We start from the raw sequence: 14727 nt of genomic DNA on the forward strand, positions 1-14727 counted from the left end.
CCCGCTATGCCAAACGCGCCGCTTACTACCAGGCAGAACTCACCATCGCCGCCATCGTGCTCTGGCTCCGATGACTTACAGGACAGTGCCTAGCCACTGGTCAGCGGGACTTCGCCCGCAGGTGCAGCCGCTCCCCCTGCTTCCCGAACAGGCTGAGGATCTCCGCCGGCCGGTCGACGGCGCCGAACCAGTGCGGGAGCCGCGTGTCGAACTCCGCCGCCTCGCCCGGGCCGAGTGTCATGTCGCGGTCGGCCAGCACCAGGCGGAGGCGGCCCGACAGGACGTAGAGCCACTCGTACCCCTCGTGCACCTGCGGGTCGGGCTCGCTCGCGTCCGGCTCGAGGATCATCTTGAACGCCTGGGGCGCCCCCGGCTGGCGGGTCAGCGGGAGCACCGTCATCGCCGTGCCGTTGTGGCGCGGGATGCGGCGCGCGGTCAGGCGGACGCGCGGGTCGCCGACCTCCGGGGCGCCCACCAGCTCGTCCAGCGGGACCTGGTGGGCCTGGGCGATCGGCAGCAGCAGCTCCAGGCTCGGCTTCCGCTGCCCGGACTCAAGCCGCGACAGCGTGCTCTTCGAAATGCCCGTCGCCGTCGACAGGTCCGCCAGCGTGACCCGCCGCTGGGTGCGGACCCGCTTGAGCCGGGGGCCGACCTCGGCCAGGGCTTGGGTGATCGCGTCCGTCATGCCCCCAGGAAACGCCGTCGTTGCGGAAATGGCAACATTTGTTGTCGGATCCGCGACGCCGGGCGCAGGGTGGCCGCATGACCGAAAACAACTATGACGTCCTGGTGGTGGGTGGCGGCGCGGCGGGTCTCAGCGCCGCCCTGATGCTGGGCCGGGCGCGCAGGCGCGTCGCGGTCGTCGACGGCGGCGCGCCCCGCAACGCGCCCGCGTCGCACATGCACGGTTTCCTTTCCCGCGACGGCCTCCCGCCGTCCGAACTGCTCAAGATCGGCCGTGAGGAGCTCGCCGGGTACGGCGTCGACCTCCTCGACGACCAGGTCACCCGGCTCGACGACGGGTTCACCGCGCGGCTCGCGAGCGGCCGGGAGCTCACCGCCCGGCGCGTCCTGGTCGCCACCGGTGTCCACGACGACCTGCCGGACCTGCCCGGCCTGCGCGAAAGCTGGGGCACCGATGCGGTGACCTGCCCGTACTGCCACGGCTACGAGGTGCGCGACCAGCCGCTCGGGGTGCTCGGCACCGAGCCGGCGAGCGTCGAGCACGCCCTGCTGGTGCGCCAGTGGTCGCCGGACGTCGTGTACTTCGCGCACACCGCGCCACCGTCCGAAGAGGACCGCGAACGGCTCGACGCGCGGGGTATCCGCGTCGTCGACGGCGTCGTGACCGCCCTGCGGCGGGAAAACGGGCACCTCACCGGGATCGAGCTGGGCGGCCGGTTCGTGCCGCGGGTGGCGCTGTTCGTCCGGACCCGGACGGTCCCGCACGACGACGTGCTGCGCGGGCTCGGCTGCGCCGTCACCGAAGACGGCGTCGTCGCCGTCGACCCGATGGGCAAGACCAGCGTCCCGGGCGTGTGGGCGGCCGGGAACGTCGTCGACGCGCGGGCCACCGTGATCATCGCCGCGGCCCAGGGCGCGGCGGCCGCGGGCGCGCTGAACCACGACCTCGTCGCCGAAGACGTCCGGCAGGCGGTCGACGCGTTCGGCGGCTTCACTCCGGCCGCGGAACGCGCCGCCGCCGCGGCGCGCTGACGTCCTGGCGTTCGGCGAGCGCGCGTGCCAGGCTCGGCGCGTGCGCCCGACGTTGTACGACTTCGCCGGCGGTGACCCCGCGTTCCTCGCGCTGGCCGCCGCCCACCACGAGCGTTGCCTGGCCGACCCCGAGCTGAACCACCCGTTCTCGCACCCCGGGCAGCACCCGCGGCACGTCGAACGGCTGGCGCGGTACTGGGCCGAGGTGCTGGGCGGGCCGCCGACGTTCTCCGCCGAGTACAGCGACCACTCGGCGATGTTGCGGATGCACGCCGGCAACGGCGACATGAGCGACCTCGGGCGCCGGTTCGTGGCGTGCTTCGTGCAGGCCGCCGACGACGCCGGTCTGCCCGCCGACCCCGAGTTCCGCGCCGCGCTGCGGGCCTACATGGAGTGGGCGGTGGCCGAGGTGCTCACCTACCCCGGCCCGCCCGGCGACGTCCCCGCCGGGCTGGCGATGCCGCGCTGGTCGTGGGACGGGCTGCGAACACCGTAACGATATGAGGGGCCCGCGCGTCTTGTGAGCAACGACCGGCTGTGGAGGTCCGTCGCAGAGCCGGCCCGGGCGGGTTTCCCCCCGATCCGCCCGGGGCCGGCTCGTCCACGACGTCCGATTCCCGCGAGCACGATCAGCGCCCGCCCGGCCAGACTGCGGCCATGACGCTCCTGGACCGCTACCTCCTCGCCGCCGAGGGTTTCGAGCACCACCTCCGGGCGGTCGCGCCGGACGGCTGGGGCGCTCCGACGCCGTGCTCCGAGTGGGACGTCCGGGCGCTGGTGAACCACATGACCCGCGGCAACCTCAACTACGTCGCACTCCTGCGCGGGAGCAGCCGCGAAGAGTTCCCGGCCGCCCGTGACGCCGACGCACTCGGGACCGACCCGGTCGCGGCTTACACCGCGTCGGTGCGGGGGTGCGCGGCGGCGTTCGCCGAAGAAGGCGCGCTGGACCGGGTCGTCGACTACCCGCTGGGCGAGCTGACCGGGCGGCGGGCCCTGGCCGTGCGGACCACCGACAGCACGGTCCACACCTGGGACCTGGCCCGGGCGCTCGGCGCCGACGACACCCTCGATCCGGGCCTGGTCGCCTGGATCGAGGAGGACTTCGACACGATCTTCGCCGGGCTCGAGCTCGGCCCGGCGTTCTTCGCCGACCCGCCACCCGCCGCACCCGGCGCGTCCCGGCAGGACCGGCTGCTCACGCGCTTCGGCCGTGACCCCCGCAGCCCAGCCGTGCGGCCAGTTCCGGCAGCGCCCGCCCCAGCGGCAGGTCCACCCGCACCGACGCGTGCCGGTCACCGCGGGTCTGTCCGCGGTTGACGATCACCACCGGCTTGCCCGCGGCCGCCGCGTGGCGGACGAACCGCAGGCCCGACATCACGGTCAGCGAAGAACCCAGCACCAGCAACGCGCCGGCGTCGTCGACCAGCCGGTAGCACTGCTCGACGCGCGGGCGCGGCACGTTCTCGCCGAAGAACACGACGTCCGGCTTGAGCACCCCGGCGCACTCCGCGCACGGCACCGGCGTGAACCGGCGGACGACCTCCTCGGGCAGTTCGACGTCGCCGTCCGGGTTGATCCGGGTGGCCGTCCCCTCGAAACCCGGGTTCGCCGCCCGCAGCCGCCGGTCCAGCTCCGCCCGGGGGCTCGTGCGGCGGCAGGCCAGGCAGATCACGCGGTCCAGGCTGCCGTGCAGCTCGACCGCGTCGGCGGTGCCCGCCGCCTGGTGCAGCCCGTCGACGTTCTGCGTGATCACGCCGGAGACAAAACCGCCGTCGCGCAACGCCGTGACCGCGCGGTGGCCCTCGTTCGGGTCGGCGCGGGCGATCGTGCGCCAGCCGAGGTGGCTGCGCGCCCAGTACCGCTGCCGGCCCTCGGCGCTGGAGACGAACTCGTCGTAGGTCATCGGCGTGTGCCGGCGCAGGCTGCCGCTCTCGCCGCGGTAGTCGGGGATCCCGGACTCGGTGGACAGGCCGGCGCCGCTCAGCACGGCCACCCGGCGCCGCGCGAGGACGTCGGTGACTTCGTCGAGGCTGGACGTCCGCGGCAGCGGCGCGTCCGCCGACGTCCAGGTCAGGGTGGGTCGGGTCCGCACCACGCCAGGGTACGCACATGAGGCTGCACGTGCCGCGACACCGCGTTCACCGGCGGTTCCCGAAATTCGCCCGCCCGGCGAATCCCGCGCTCATTCCCGGTGAATTCCCCAGTTCCTCCGCACGCTTCGTACCAGCGGTTTCCTTCGCTCGGGCACGTTTGGTCACCCGGGCAACCGGCGCAGTTTCCCGGTGTCGGAAAACCGTCGAAGAGGAGGTCGTGATGTTCCGCGAAATCGTGGCCGGGAGTGCCGCCGCCGTCCTGGCGCTGCTCGTGCCGGCCCCGCCGGCGTCCGCCGCAGGGTCCTACCCCACGCAGGTGCTGCAGCTGACCAACGCCCAGCGCGTCCAGTTCGGGTGCGGGCCGCTCACCGCCGACCCGCTGCTCACCGCCGCGGCCGACGCGCACACCGCCGACATGGCGCGCTACCGGTACTTCAGCCACACCGGCCGGGACGGCGGCGACCCGTCGGCCCGGATCACCGCCGCCGGGTACCGGTGGCAGCGCTGGGCCGAGAACATCGCCGCCGGCCGGCGCACCCCCGAGCAGGTCGTGCAGAGCTGGATGAACAGCAAGGTGCACCGGGCCACCATCCTCGACTGCCGGCTGACCGAGCTGGGGGTGGGCTACACCGTCGACTCGGGCCGCCGGGCGTACTGGACGCAGGACTTCGGCACCCCGAAGGGATAGCGCCGGTAACCTCCCTTCGCACGGGCAACGGAGGGAAACGCGTGAGCTGGCAGTTCGGCCCCTACCGCGTGGAGTCGCTGGTCGCCCGCGGCGGCATGGGCGAGGTCGTGCGGGCCTACGACACGCGTCACGACCGCGTTGTCGCCCTGAAGCTGCTCGCGCCCGAGTTCGCCGAGGACCGGGAGTTCCAGGAGCGGTTCCGGCGGGAGGCGCACGCGGTGGCGCGGCTGCGCGAGCCGCACGTGATCCCGATCCACGCCTACGGGGAGATCGACGGGCGGCTGTACCTCGACATGCGGCTGGTCGACGGCGAAGACCTCGGCGGGCGGCTGGCCGCGGGCGGTGCGCTCACCCCGGCCGAAGCGGTGGACGTCGTCGGGCAGGTCGCGCAGGCGCTGGCCGCCGCGCACGCCGAGGGGCTGGTGCACCGCGAACGTCAAGCCGTCGAACGTGCTCGTCGGCGCGACCGGGTTCGCCTACCTCGTCGACTTCGGCATCGCCCGGGCGGCCGGGCCTTCGACCGGGCTCACCGCGACCGGCGGCGCCGTCGGCACGCTCGACTACATGGCGCCCGAGCGGTTCACCGACGCGCCGGCCGACCACCGCGTCGACGTCTACTCGCTGGCCTGCGTGCTGCACCAGTGCCTGACCGGCAGCAAGCCCTTCGCCGCGTCGACGGCCGTGGCGCTGATCGGCGCGCACCTGCACCAGCCGCCGCCGCGGCCCAGCGCGCTGCGGCCCGGCCTGCCCGCCGCCTTCGACGACGTCATCGCGCGGGGCATGGCGAAGGACCCGGACGAGCGGTTCGGCAGTGTGGCCGAGCTGGCCGGCGCCGCCCGCGCCGCGCTCGGCGGCACCAGCCCGGCCACCGCTCCCCCGCCCCGGCAGGCGACGCGGGCCGGCGCGGCTCCCGAGCCGCCGGCGACGGTGGTCCGGCGCGGGTCGAAGGCGCCGTGGCTGGTCGCCGCGGCCGCGCTGGCCGCCCTCCTCGCCGTCGTCGGCTGGTTCACCTTCCACGAGACCTCGACGCAGGCCGCGGCGTCGTCCAGCCCGGCGCCGTCGTCCTCGCCGAAGTCGACGGCGCCCGCGCCGCCGGTGACCGCCGCGCCGGTCACGACCACCCGGACGACCGTCGCCACCAGCGTCGTGAGCAGCGCGGACCTCGGGCTCGCGACGGCGATGAGCACCCCCGCGTGCGACGGCTCGTTCGTCGTTGTGCTCGGCTCGGCCGTCACCTCGGCTCGCTACCGCGCCGACATCCAGCAGTTGCTGACCACGAACCCCGGCTCGGGGTACTTGCACGCGCCGACCACCGGCTGTGGCTCGCTGCGGCAGCAGCTCAACGGTGCCGACGTCTACGCGGTGTACGCCGGGCCGTTCGGCAGCAAGGAAGCCGCGTGCGCCCGGCGCAGCGGAGCCGCGTACGTCAAGCGGCTCGACAACACGTCTTCGCCGGCGCAAGTCATCAGCTGCTGACCGCGGCCCAGACGGACTCACGGTCCACAAAGGACCGCAGCAGGCCGGTCAACGTCGGGTCCCCGCGGCCGTTCAGCGCGTCGGAGGCGATCCGGCGGGCGACCCCGGCGAGGAAGTCCGCGACCTGGACCCGGGCGTCCGACCGGGAGTCGACGAACCGGACGCCGGCCAGCCGGTGCCCGAGCCCGGCCTTGAGCTGCAGCACGCGCTCCGGGGTGAGGGCGAGCTGTTCGTCGTGCACCAGCGCGACCGGCGTGCCGCCGGCGCTCCAGTGGCGGACGGTGTGGACCACCGCGGGCACCAGCGGGTCCAGCACCGGCACGAGCCCCGGGTCGCTTGCCAGCCGGGCGCGGTAGGCGGCCACGCGCGCACCGCCCCCGCGGAACCGCGCGACGATCTCACCGGCCTCGCCGGGGATCGCGGCGAGCTCCTCGACCAGGGCGAAGAACTCCGCCGGTGACGCCGTCGGCCCGCGGCGCGGCTTCAGCCGCAGCACGCTGGTGAACGCGGTCAGGAAGAACTCCCAGCGGGCTGCGCCGAAAGCGGCCGGGCCGGCGCGGTACAGCGCGCGCGCCACCGTGTCCGTGCCGTCCTCGGCCAGCAGCGTGACGGCGGCCCGCACGGCGAAGAGCGTCTTGTCGGTCAGGTGCACGTGCCCGCGGCCGGCGAGCGGGCCGGCCGGGTCGAGCAGCCACTCGAGGACCGCGCGGTGCTTGGCGCGGAGCAGGTGGTTGGCCTTGTACTCCTCGGCCGGCGAGCCGATGCGGCGGCGGATCTCCCGCACGCACGCGGCGGCCTCCGCCGGCGTCAGCCGCACCCCGGCGTGGGCGAAGACGTCGGTCTCGCCGCCGAGGAGGTTTTCGCCCTCGGAGCCCGACTCGTCGCAGGCGATCTCGACCGGGCTCACCGGTCCGATGGTGCCAGACCGGCCCGCCGGTGGCGACCGGCTTACCGGCGCCGCCGTCCGTCCACGGTGAACTGCCGGGCGAGCCGGGAAAGCGCAGGTCCGGTCACGGTTGGGCCACACCGGCTAACGACCATGAGCCCCCGGCGGACTGGGGAGGCACAGGGGTTTCGGGAGGCGTGATGGCCGCGAACGACACACGGGCCCGGCGCGCGCTCGTGGTGGCCGTGGCCGTGCTGCTGCTGGGTGGCGCGGGAGTCCTGGTCCACCAACGGCTTTCCGGCCGGTCCGCCGTGGCCGGCGGGACGCTCACCGTCGGCGGCGTCGAGATCGTCGCGCCGGCGGGCACGCGCCTGTCGGCGGGCACGGCGCCGGAGCCGGGTCTCGAGACGCCGATGACCCGCCGCGTCGGCAGCGGCGTCGAAGTGGCCTTCGAGGGCGGCAGGCCGCGGGTGCGGATCCCGCTCGTCGCCGCGCCGCCGCCGGGGTTCGTGCCCGTGCTCGTCACCGCGAACGGCTCCCGCCTCGTGCCCGCCGGGTACGACGCCGGGGGCATCGTCGCCGAGCTGGACCGGCCGGGCGCCTTCTGGGGCGGGCTGCTCGACCTCGCGGCGCTGGGCCGCAGCGGAGTGCCGGGCACGGCGCCGCTACCGGACTGTGCGGGGCGGGCCGCGAGCTCCGCCGGGGTGACCGTCGGGATCGGCGCGGCGGATCCCCAGGCACCAGTGCAGGCCTGCGTGACGGCCGCCGGTGGCCGCGCGAGTGTCACCCTGACCTCGAACGCGCGCGTGCCCTACCGGCTCGAAGTGCCGGCGGGCTGGCCGGAGCCGAGCGCCCGGACCGCGGCGGCGAGCACGTCCGCCGTGCAGCTGCTCGGGCGGCCACGCCAGCGGGAGCTGCTCTGGCCCGGCTCCGGCGTGACCTACGACGTGCCGTTCGGCCGGCTGCCGGCGAGCGTCCGCGGCACGGCCGAACCCGGCCCGGCGCTCGGGACGGCGCTCGCCACGGTGGCGCACCGCGTGGCCGCGCTGTTCGGCCTGGCCGCCGGGCCCGAACCCGCGTCCGGGGTGCTGACCTGCGCCGCCGACACCGCCGCCGCCCGCTACTCCGCGGGCCGGCCGCTCGACGCCGTCGCGGCCGAGGTGTGGGCCGCGCTCGAACCGTGCCACCCGGACGGCGGCGGTGTCGTGCGGCGGCTCCTCACCGCCGGGATGGCGCCGGTGGCCGGCGGGTTCGCCGACGCGCTCGCCGGGCCCGCCGTCGAGATCCCGGTGACCACGAGCCGCTCGGCGCGGTTCACGCAGAACGTCGACTACCGGCCGTGGACCGGCACCCGCGTCACGACGGCGCTGCGGGTCACCGGGACCTGCGCCGCGGTGTCCGCGGTGTCCGGCCGGCACGACGCCTACCGCTGTTCGACCCGCGACAAGACCTACGACCCCTGTTTCGCCGGGACCGGCGCCCGGCCGCAGGTGCTCTGCCCGACGTCGGCGAGCAAGGCCGTGCTGCTGACCTACACCGGCGCGCTGCCGTCGCCACCGGAGCCCGGCGGGACCGCCGATCCCTTCCTGCTCACGCTGGAAGGCGGCCTGGAGTGCGCCGCCGTCACCGGGAACGCGCCGCCGGGCGCCCGGTTCGCCTGCGCCGACGGCAAGACCTTCCTGCAGGGCGAACCGGACACGTCGAGTCCCTTGTGGACGATCGATGCGGCGACCGTCGCGAAGGCCTACACCTAGCCCAGGGTGATCTTGCCGCCGGTGACGGTGACCTTCTTCTTCTCCAGCGGCTGCGACGCCGGGCCGTTCGCCACCGAGCCGTCGGCGATGGCGAACTTGCTGCCGTGGCACGGGCAGTTGATGGTGCCGTCGGCGACGGCGTCGACCGCGCAGCCCTGGTGGGTGCAGACCACCGAGAAGGCCGCGAAGGTGCCCGCCGCCGGCTGCGTGACCACCACCTGCTGCGCGGCGAACACCTTGCCCCCGCCGACCGGCACGTCGGCGGCGTCGCCGAGCGCGGTGCCGGCCGCGGGCGGCGGCGCGGCGGACGTCGAGGCCGAGGTGCCGCCGTAGGTGCTGCACCCGGCGGCCAGGCCGGCGCCCAGGACCGCGAGGGCCGTCCGGCGCGCCAGCACCGGGTCCGTGTTGTCGTCGCGCAAGGTCGTCCTCCGCCTAGAAGGTCAAGCCGAATCGGGTGAAGAACCACAACGACGCGCTGAGCCACAGCCCGACCAGCGCGGTGAAGACCAGGCCGCCGACCACCGGCAGCGACCAGCCGGGCGCGCCGTCCTTGCGCAGCAGCAGCATCTTCGCGACGAACACGCCGTAGAAGAAGCAGCCCAGCAGCGAATGCAGCAGGACCCGCGTGTCGAACGACTGGAACCCGAGCGCGTAGAGGCAGTGCAGCGCCACCGGGATCGACACGAGGAAGGCCAGCCGCCCCGACCAGCGGTGCACCGGCGCGACCCACGCGGGGGTGGTGCGGCCGAGCTTGCCGTACATCGCCAGCGCCGAAACCAGCTGCACGAGCGCCAGCACGACGACGACCGTGGCGAGCCACGCCTTCACCGACTGCGGGCTGGAGAAGCCGGCCACGTTGATCGCGACCCCGGTCGGCGTGTGCAAGCTGCCGTAGACGCCGAGCACCACCGAGACGACGGCGCCGACGGCCAGCGGGACCAGGAGCACCACCGCGGCGCGGTTGCCCGCCGTGGTCATCAGAAGTCCCCGTTCCCGGCCAGGCCGCTGACGGCTTCGGCGGTCACGGACGCGCCGTCGACGGTCGCCGTGGCGGCGGCCGGGTCGAGCGCGGGCGCCGAAGTCGAGTCCTCGTCCGTCGTGAGGATGCCGACCTGGCTGCCGTCCGGCTGCACGATCCAGCCGACCTTGCCCGCCTTGCCCTTCACCTTCGGCGTCGCGCGGTAGAGGCCCGCGGGTTTCTTCGCCGGGGGCGCGGAGAACTGCCAGGTCTTCCCGGCCGCCGTCACCGTGCCGGTGACCGCGGCCGCATCGAAGCTGCCCTTCAGGCTGGCGTTCTCGGCGCCCTTGAGGTCGAGCTTCCCGCCGGCCGTCACCCCCTGGAGCCAGGCTTCGACCTTCTTGCCGTCGCAGAGGTAGGCGATGGCGTGCCCGTCGCGCACCGACACCGCGACCGACGCGCCGCCGCCGGTGACGCGTCCGGCGTAGTCCGCTCGCGCGGGCGCTGCTTCCTGCTTCGGCGCTTCGGACGTCTTCGGCGGCGGCGCGTCGGTCGCGGTGTCGGTGCCGGCCGCGCTCGCGGCGCCGGCGACCGGCGCGACGCCCGTCCCCGTTGCCAGGTTGGCGATCCCGATCCCGCCGGCGAGCACCACACCGGCGAGCAAGGTGAACAACGGCCCCGGATGTTTCATGATCTCCCCGCTTCTCCCTACCCACCACCGTGCTCGTAACACGAGGGTCGGGGCGGAACGGCTCAACGCTACGCGTGGAAAAGAGGTATCGCTTAGCCTCTGCAACCGGTGAGCCGTGGTTGACTGGGCGCATGCTGCCCTGGGACGGCGACCTCGCCGGCCGGCTCGACCGGCACACCGTCGACTCCGCGCTGTTGCGGGACAATCCGCTCGGCGACCCGCACGAGCGTCCGCTGTGGGTGTACGTGCCACCGGGGTACGACGACGGCGACCAGCGCTACCCCGCGGTGTACGTCATCCAGGGGTACACCGGGCACCTGTCGATGTGGGCCAACCGGACGCCGTTCCGGCAGCCGTTCGTCGAGACGGCCGACGCGCTCTTCGCCGGCGGCACCCCCGGCTGCGTCGTCGTGTACGTCGACGCCTGGACCGCGTACGGCGGCTCGCAGTTCGTCGACTCGCCGGGCACCGGCCGCTACCACTCGTACCTCTGCGACGAGATCGTGCCCTGGGTCGACGAGCACTACCGCACGCTGCCCGACCGCGAGTCCCGCGCGATCACGGGCAAGTCGTCCGGCGGCTTCGGCGCGATGATCACGCCGATGCTGCGCCCGGACCTGTTCGGCGCACTGGCCACGCACGCGGGCGACGCGCTGTACGAGATGTGTTACGTCCCGGACTTCGGCAAGGCGGTCCGCGCGCTGCGCGAGTACGACCAGGACGTCGAGGCGTGGTGGGCGGACTTCCGCAGCCGCACGGCGTTCACCAAGCCCGAGGACTCGAACCTCCTGATGCTGTACGGCGTCGCGGCGTGTTTCTCGGCCACCGAGGACGGCACGCCGGAGCTGCCGTTCGACCCGGCGACCGGCGCGCTGCGGCCCGCGGTGTGGCAGCGCTGGCTCGACTGGGACCCGGTCCGGATGGCGCCGGACCACGCGGAGGCGATCCGTTCGCTGCGCGCGGTGTGGATCGACGCGGGCACGAGCGACGAGTGGTACCTCGACCTGGGCGCGGAGGCGTTCCGGAACGCGGTGGCGGAGGTGGGCCTGCCGGAGGAGCGGGTGCGGTTCGAGCTGTTCGACGCGGGGCACGGGGGGATCGACTACCGGTATCCGCTGTCGCTGGCTTGGTTGGCCGAGCGGTTGGCTCGCTGAGCCGGGCCGCCGTCCTCGGTCAGCCTGAGGCCATTGCCGATCAGGTGGATCATTCGCAGCCCCGGTTTTCGTACAGCCGCTAGGCTCGGCCGCATGGTGACCGAGACCGACGTCGCGCTGCCCGGCGGAGCCACCCTGCACGTCTATGACAGCGGCGGCCCGGCGCGGCTCACCGTTCTCTGGCACCACGGCACGCCCAACCTCGGCGCGCCGCCCGGGCCACTGTTGCCGCTCGGCGAGCGGCTCGGGGTTCGGTGGATCTCCTACGACCGGCCCGCCTACGGCACCTCCACCCCCGCGCCCGGGCGGACCGTCGGGGACGCCGCCGGGTGGGCGAGCGCCGTCGCCGATGCGCTGGGCGTCGGGAAGTTCGCCGTCATGGGGCATTCCGGGGGCAGCTCGCACGCCCTCGCCTGTGCCGCGCTGCTGACGGATCGCGTGGTCGCCGTCGCGAGCCTGGCCGCCGTCGCGCCCTTCGACGCCGAGGGGCTCGACTGGTTCGGGGGGATGGCCGCCGCCGGTGCCGCCTCCCTCGGTGCCGCCGCCGAAGGACGCTCGGCCAAGGAGAAGCACGAGGCCGCCAGTGAGTTCGATCCGGACGTCTTCACCGAGGCCGACTTCGCCGCGCTCAAGGGTTCATGGTCGTGGCTGGACGAGGTCGTCCAGCCCGCGCTCGCCGGCGGGCCGGACGGCCTGATCGACGACGACCTCGCCTACGTCACGCCCTGGGGTGGCGACCCGGCCGCGATCACCGCGCCGGTCCTGCTGCTGCACGGCGAAGCGGACCGGATGATCCCGGCGACGCACAGCGCGTGGCTCGCCGGCGCCTGCCCGGACGCGGAGCTCCGGACCACCGCCGGCGACGGGCACATCTCCGTGCTGGACCACGCCGCCGGTGCCCTCACCTGGCTCGCCGGTCACAGCAGCGCGAGCGAAGCGACCACCGGCGCCAGGTAGAGCACCGGGAACGCCAGGTGTCCGTACGACCGCGCGCGGGCCACGGTGACGAGGGCGCCGAGGAAGTACAGCACCAGGCCGATCGCCGCGGCGACGCCGATCGGCGGCACGAACAGGCCGGCGACCAGCCCGGCCGCGCCCGCCGCCTTCGCGGTGCCGAGCCACGGCCACCACGCCTCCGGCACGCCGTAGGAGGTGATCGGCTCGACGACCCACTTCGCGCGGGTGAACACCGAGACGGCGGAGAACCCGGCCAGTGCGGCGCCGACGAGGGTGACGATCAGGTAAGCGGTGGACATCGGAGCTCCTCGGGAGATCGCGGGCGCCGGGGGTCCGGCGCCGTCACCCCCTCGACTCCGGGGTCGGGGCCGATGTGACAGCTCTTCTCGTGACGGCGGTCACAGCGTCAGCCGGAGCGCCGTTTCGCCGTGGTCGACCTCGCCGGTCGGGTGGAAGCCGTACGACCAGCCGCACCGCCGTCACGCGGGCTCTCCGACCGGCAGCCACAGCTCGATGTGCCCGTGCCGGCGGTAGAACTCGACGAGCGGCCGCGTCTCGTCCATCGGCGCCGCGCGCCGGAGCTCGGCCATCCCGCCGGCGATGTGCCGGTAGATCAGGTCCGGGTCGCCGACCAGGCTCCCGCGCAGGTACCAGCCGCCCGGCAGGACCCCGGTCCGCAGGCCGAGGGCTTCGGGCCGGTCGCCGGCCTTGACCGGGGTGCACACGGTGTAGGTGCCCGCCCGTTCGTCGGCGCGCGCGAACATCCGGCGGCCGCGCAGGCCCACCGCTCGCTCGAACGCCGGCCAGAGCGCCTGGATCGCCGGCAGCTCGTCGGCGGTGGTCCGTTCCATGACCACGATGTCTTCGCGGCGGATGCGCGTGGGCGCGTCGCTCAGCACCGGCGAGCTCACGGGACGCGCACCTCGTCCGGGGTCCGGTCCGGGCGCAGGCCTCGCCACGCCGTGTGCCGCAACCGGCGGTCCGGCGTGATCCGGCGGTAAACCACCTCGCCGACCAATGACGGCTCCACCCACTTGGCCCCCAGTGCCCGGTCGCGCGGCAGCTCGGTGGCGAACGGGCTCGCGGTGCGGACCAGCGGCGCCAGCGCGTCGCTGAGGTGGTCGAGCGCCTCGTCGGTGAAGCCCGTGCCGACGTCGCCGAGGTACACCAGCTCGCCGTCGTCGTCGAACGCGCCGAGCAGGAGCGCGCCGAACGTGCCCGCGCGGCGGCCTTCGCCGGCTCGCCAGCCGCCGACGACCACCTCGCACGTCTGCCTCAGGGCGTGTTTTGTCCACAGGGGTGAGCGGGCGCCGGGCAGGTACGGCGCGTCCAGACGCTTCGCGACGACGCCTTCGATGCCGTGCTCGGCGGCCGTCGCCAGCAGCTGGTCCGGTGAGATGTCGGCCCGGGAGTACCAGGGCGGCACGACGAGCCGGCCGTCGGCGGGCCGGACCAGCTCGGCGAGCAGCTCGCGCCGCTGCTCGTACGGGAGCTCCAGCAGGGACTCGTTCCCGATCCGCAGCACGTCGAAGGCGAAGTAGACGACCGGGACCTCGGCCTGCAGCTCCGGCGTCGGCGGGTGCATGGCGCGGCGCTGCATGAGCACGAACTCCGGGCGCCCGGCCTCGTTGAGCGCGACGACCTCGCCGTCGAGCACGGCCGCCTGGCCGCCGAGCGCGGCTCCGAACACGTCCCGCAGCTCGGGGTAGCGGTGCGTGTGGTCGCTGCCGCTGCGGCTGGTGATCCGGGCCTCGCCGGTGTCGGCGACCCGGGCGCAGCCGCGGAAGCCGTCCCACTTCCACTCGTACCCGTGGCGGTCGTCGTCGGGCAGCGGCCCGTCGATCGCCAGCATCGCGGCCACCGCCGCCGGGATCGTCCCCATCCCCCACCTCCGCGCTCGACGTCCAGTGTGGAGGATCGGCGGCCGCGCGTCACCCGGCGGGCAGCAGCGGCAGGAGCTCCTGGTGGCTCCCGGCGCGGCGCAGCACCGGCGAACCCGGCCCGTCCGGCGCGAGGTCCCCGGCTCGCAGCGCCGCCAGGAACCGCACGATCACCCGCGGCGGCGGCAGGATGTCGGCCCCGCCGAGGTAGGCCAGCACGATCATCTCCTCGCCGCACGCCGCCTCGACCGCGACCGCCCAGCCGTGCACCTCGTCCCACAGCAGCGCCACGTCGCGGTCGGGGAACCGGCGCAGCCGCCAGTCGACCGCGAGGTAGGCCGACACCGGGACGTCGACGTCCACGGTGCAGGACTCGAGGCCGAAGCCGAGCGCCCTGGCCACCTCGCCGAGGTAGGCGCGCAGGCCGCGCTGGAACCAGAACTCGAGATCGGTGTCGATCAGGCCGGACAC

The 14727-nt window shown here is 74.5% G+C and carries 17 protein-coding genes and 2 pseudogenes; 9 read left to right on the top strand and 10 right to left on the bottom strand.

The window, feature by feature from the left end; translation table 11 throughout:
* Positions 1–100: 100 nt before the first annotated feature.
* A complete protein-coding gene (locus tag ACZ61C_RS34640; RefSeq protein WP_465312106.1) occupies positions 101–685 on the bottom strand; it encodes a helix-turn-helix domain-containing protein in 585 nt (194 codons plus the stop codon).
* Between the two features lie 77 nt (positions 686–762).
* On the opposite strand from ACZ61C_RS34640, the gene ACZ61C_RS34645 reads away from it, so the two are divergent.
* The 3 genes and pseudogenes from ACZ61C_RS34645 to ACZ61C_RS34655 all read left to right on the top strand — a co-directional run.
* Positions 763–1716: an NAD(P)/FAD-dependent oxidoreductase gene (locus ACZ61C_RS34645; protein ID WP_465312107.1), complete on the top strand. Its 954-nt coding sequence runs from the start codon at positions 763–765 to the stop codon at positions 1714–1716.
* Between the two features lie 40 nt (positions 1717–1756).
* Entirely contained in the window at positions 1757–2212 is a 456-nt protein-coding gene (locus tag ACZ61C_RS34650) for a group II truncated hemoglobin (protein WP_465312108.1), read from the top strand.
* Between the two features lie 161 nt (positions 2213–2373).
* Positions 2374–2904: pseudogene (locus ACZ61C_RS34655) on the top strand (TIGR03086 family metal-binding protein); the annotation flags it as partial.
* Between the two features lie 10 nt (positions 2905–2914).
* Here the strand turns inward: ACZ61C_RS34655 and ACZ61C_RS34660 are convergent.
* Positions 2915–3811, bottom strand: a complete 897-nt coding sequence (locus ACZ61C_RS34660) for an NAD-dependent protein deacetylase (RefSeq protein WP_465312109.1) — start codon at positions 3809–3811, stop codon at positions 2915–2917.
* Positions 3812–4032: 221 nt separating this feature from the next.
* Between ACZ61C_RS34660 and ACZ61C_RS34665 the strand changes: the two genes are divergently transcribed.
* The 3 genes and pseudogenes from ACZ61C_RS34665 (at position 4033) to ACZ61C_RS34675 (ending at position 5976) form a co-directional block, all read left to right on the top strand.
* Positions 4033–4500, top strand: coding sequence for a CAP domain-containing protein (locus tag ACZ61C_RS34665; RefSeq protein ID WP_465312110.1), 468 nt, complete (start codon positions 4033–4035; stop codon positions 4498–4500).
* Positions 4501–4595: 95 nt separating this feature from the next.
* Positions 4596–4874 (top strand): annotated as a pseudogene (locus ACZ61C_RS34670) (protein kinase family protein); the annotation flags it as partial.
* Between the two features lie 76 nt (positions 4875–4950).
* Positions 4951–5976: a protein kinase domain-containing protein gene (locus ACZ61C_RS34675; RefSeq protein ID WP_465312111.1), complete on the top strand. Its 1026-nt coding sequence runs from the start codon at positions 4951–4953 to the stop codon at positions 5974–5976.
* Here the strand turns inward: ACZ61C_RS34675 and ACZ61C_RS34680 are convergent.
* A complete protein-coding gene (locus ACZ61C_RS34680) occupies positions 5966–6883 on the bottom strand; it encodes a DUF3800 domain-containing protein (protein WP_465312112.1) in 918 nt (305 codons plus the stop codon). The genes ACZ61C_RS34675 and ACZ61C_RS34680 overlap by 11 nt on opposite strands.
* A 179-nt stretch (positions 6884–7062) precedes the next feature.
* Here ACZ61C_RS34680 and ACZ61C_RS34685 point away from each other — a divergent pair, with 179 nt between their 5' ends.
* The gene (locus ACZ61C_RS34685) at positions 7063–8616 is read left to right on the top strand and encodes a hypothetical protein (protein ID WP_465312113.1); all 1554 of its coding nucleotides are present in this window, start codon (positions 7063–7065) and stop codon (positions 8614–8616) included.
* On the opposite strand, the gene ACZ61C_RS34690 is transcribed toward ACZ61C_RS34685, so the two are convergent.
* From ACZ61C_RS34690 to ACZ61C_RS34700, 3 genes are read right to left on the bottom strand one after another with little or no spacing between them, the layout of a single operon-like run.
* A complete protein-coding gene (locus ACZ61C_RS34690) occupies positions 8613–9035 on the bottom strand; it encodes a Rieske (2Fe-2S) protein (RefSeq protein ID WP_465312114.1) in 423 nt (140 codons plus the stop codon). The two genes, ACZ61C_RS34685 and ACZ61C_RS34690, sit on opposite strands and share 4 nt — an antisense overlap.
* 13 nt (positions 9036–9048) lie before the next feature.
* The gene (locus ACZ61C_RS34695; protein WP_465312115.1) at positions 9049–9594 is read right to left on the bottom strand and encodes a DUF6529 family protein; all 546 of its coding nucleotides are present in this window, start codon (positions 9592–9594) and stop codon (positions 9049–9051) included.
* Complete coding sequence (locus tag ACZ61C_RS34700) at positions 9594–10265, bottom strand: hypothetical protein (protein ID WP_465312116.1); 672 nt, start codon at positions 10263–10265, stop codon at positions 9594–9596. The genes ACZ61C_RS34695 and ACZ61C_RS34700 overlap by 1 nt, the downstream gene beginning before the upstream one ends.
* Before the next feature lie 131 nt (positions 10266–10396).
* On the opposite strand from ACZ61C_RS34700, the gene ACZ61C_RS34705 reads away from it, so the two are divergent.
* Both ACZ61C_RS34705 and ACZ61C_RS34710 read left to right on the top strand, forming a co-directional pair.
* The gene (locus tag ACZ61C_RS34705) at positions 10397–11419 is read left to right on the top strand and encodes an alpha/beta hydrolase-fold protein (protein ID WP_465312117.1); all 1023 of its coding nucleotides are present in this window, start codon (positions 10397–10399) and stop codon (positions 11417–11419) included.
* Positions 11420–11512: 93 nt separating this feature from the next.
* Positions 11513–12376: an alpha/beta fold hydrolase gene (locus ACZ61C_RS34710; RefSeq protein ID WP_465312118.1), complete on the top strand. Its 864-nt coding sequence runs from the start codon at positions 11513–11515 to the stop codon at positions 12374–12376.
* Here ACZ61C_RS34710 and ACZ61C_RS34715 read toward each other — a convergent pair.
* The 4 genes from ACZ61C_RS34715 to ACZ61C_RS34730 form a co-directional block, all read right to left on the bottom strand.
* Positions 12337–12675, bottom strand: a complete 339-nt coding sequence (locus ACZ61C_RS34715) for a DoxX family protein (RefSeq protein ID WP_465312119.1) — start codon at positions 12673–12675, stop codon at positions 12337–12339. The two genes, ACZ61C_RS34710 and ACZ61C_RS34715, sit on opposite strands and share 40 nt — an antisense overlap.
* Before the next feature lie 180 nt (positions 12676–12855).
* Positions 12856–13287: a GyrI-like domain-containing protein gene (locus tag ACZ61C_RS34720; protein WP_465312120.1), complete on the bottom strand. Its 432-nt coding sequence runs from the start codon at positions 13285–13287 to the stop codon at positions 12856–12858.
* On the bottom strand, positions 13284–14258 hold the full coding sequence (gene ligD, locus ACZ61C_RS34725; RefSeq protein ID WP_465312121.1) for a non-homologous end-joining DNA ligase: 975 nt from the start codon (positions 14256–14258) through the stop codon (positions 13284–13286). The genes ACZ61C_RS34720 and ligD overlap by 4 nt, the downstream gene beginning before the upstream one ends.
* A gap of 49 nt (positions 14259–14307) precedes the next feature.
* Positions 14308–14727: a DUF6292 family protein gene (locus ACZ61C_RS34730; RefSeq protein WP_465312122.1), complete on the bottom strand. Its 420-nt coding sequence runs from the start codon at positions 14725–14727 to the stop codon at positions 14308–14310.

This window comes from Amycolatopsis sp. NPDC104587 (assembly GCF_055583645.1).

What these genes read in the sequence shown, in the direction of transcription:
- ACZ61C_RS34640 (WP_465312106.1), bottom strand. Translation starts at nt 685, where the DNA reads ATGACGGACGCGATCACCCAAGCCCTGGCCGAGGTCGGCCCCCGGCTC.
- ACZ61C_RS34645 (WP_465312107.1), top strand. Translation starts at nt 763, where the DNA reads ATGACCGAAAACAACTATGACGTCCTGGTGGTGGGTGGCGGCGCGGCG.
- ACZ61C_RS34665 (WP_465312110.1), top strand. Translation starts at nt 4,033, where the DNA reads ATGTTCCGCGAAATCGTGGCCGGGAGTGCCGCCGCCGTCCTGGCGCTG.
- ACZ61C_RS34685 (WP_465312113.1), top strand. Translation starts at nt 7,063, where the DNA reads ATGGCCGCGAACGACACACGGGCCCGGCGCGCGCTCGTGGTGGCCGTG.
- ACZ61C_RS34695 (WP_465312115.1), bottom strand. Translation starts at nt 9,594, where the DNA reads ATGACCACGGCGGGCAACCGCGCCGCGGTGGTGCTCCTGGTCCCGCTG.
- ACZ61C_RS34700 (WP_465312116.1), bottom strand. Translation starts at nt 10,265, where the DNA reads ATGAAACATCCGGGGCCGTTGTTCACCTTGCTCGCCGGTGTGGTGCTC.
- ACZ61C_RS34705 (WP_465312117.1), top strand. Translation starts at nt 10,397, where the DNA reads ATGCTGCCCTGGGACGGCGACCTCGCCGGCCGGCTCGACCGGCACACC.
- ACZ61C_RS34710 (WP_465312118.1), top strand. Translation starts at nt 11,513, where the DNA reads ATGGTGACCGAGACCGACGTCGCGCTGCCCGGCGGAGCCACCCTGCAC.
- ACZ61C_RS34715 (WP_465312119.1), bottom strand. Translation starts at nt 12,675, where the DNA reads ATGTCCACCGCTTACCTGATCGTCACCCTCGTCGGCGCCGCACTGGCC.
- ligD (WP_465312121.1), bottom strand. Translation starts at nt 14,258, where the DNA reads ATGGGGACGATCCCGGCGGCGGTGGCCGCGATGCTGGCGATCGACGGG.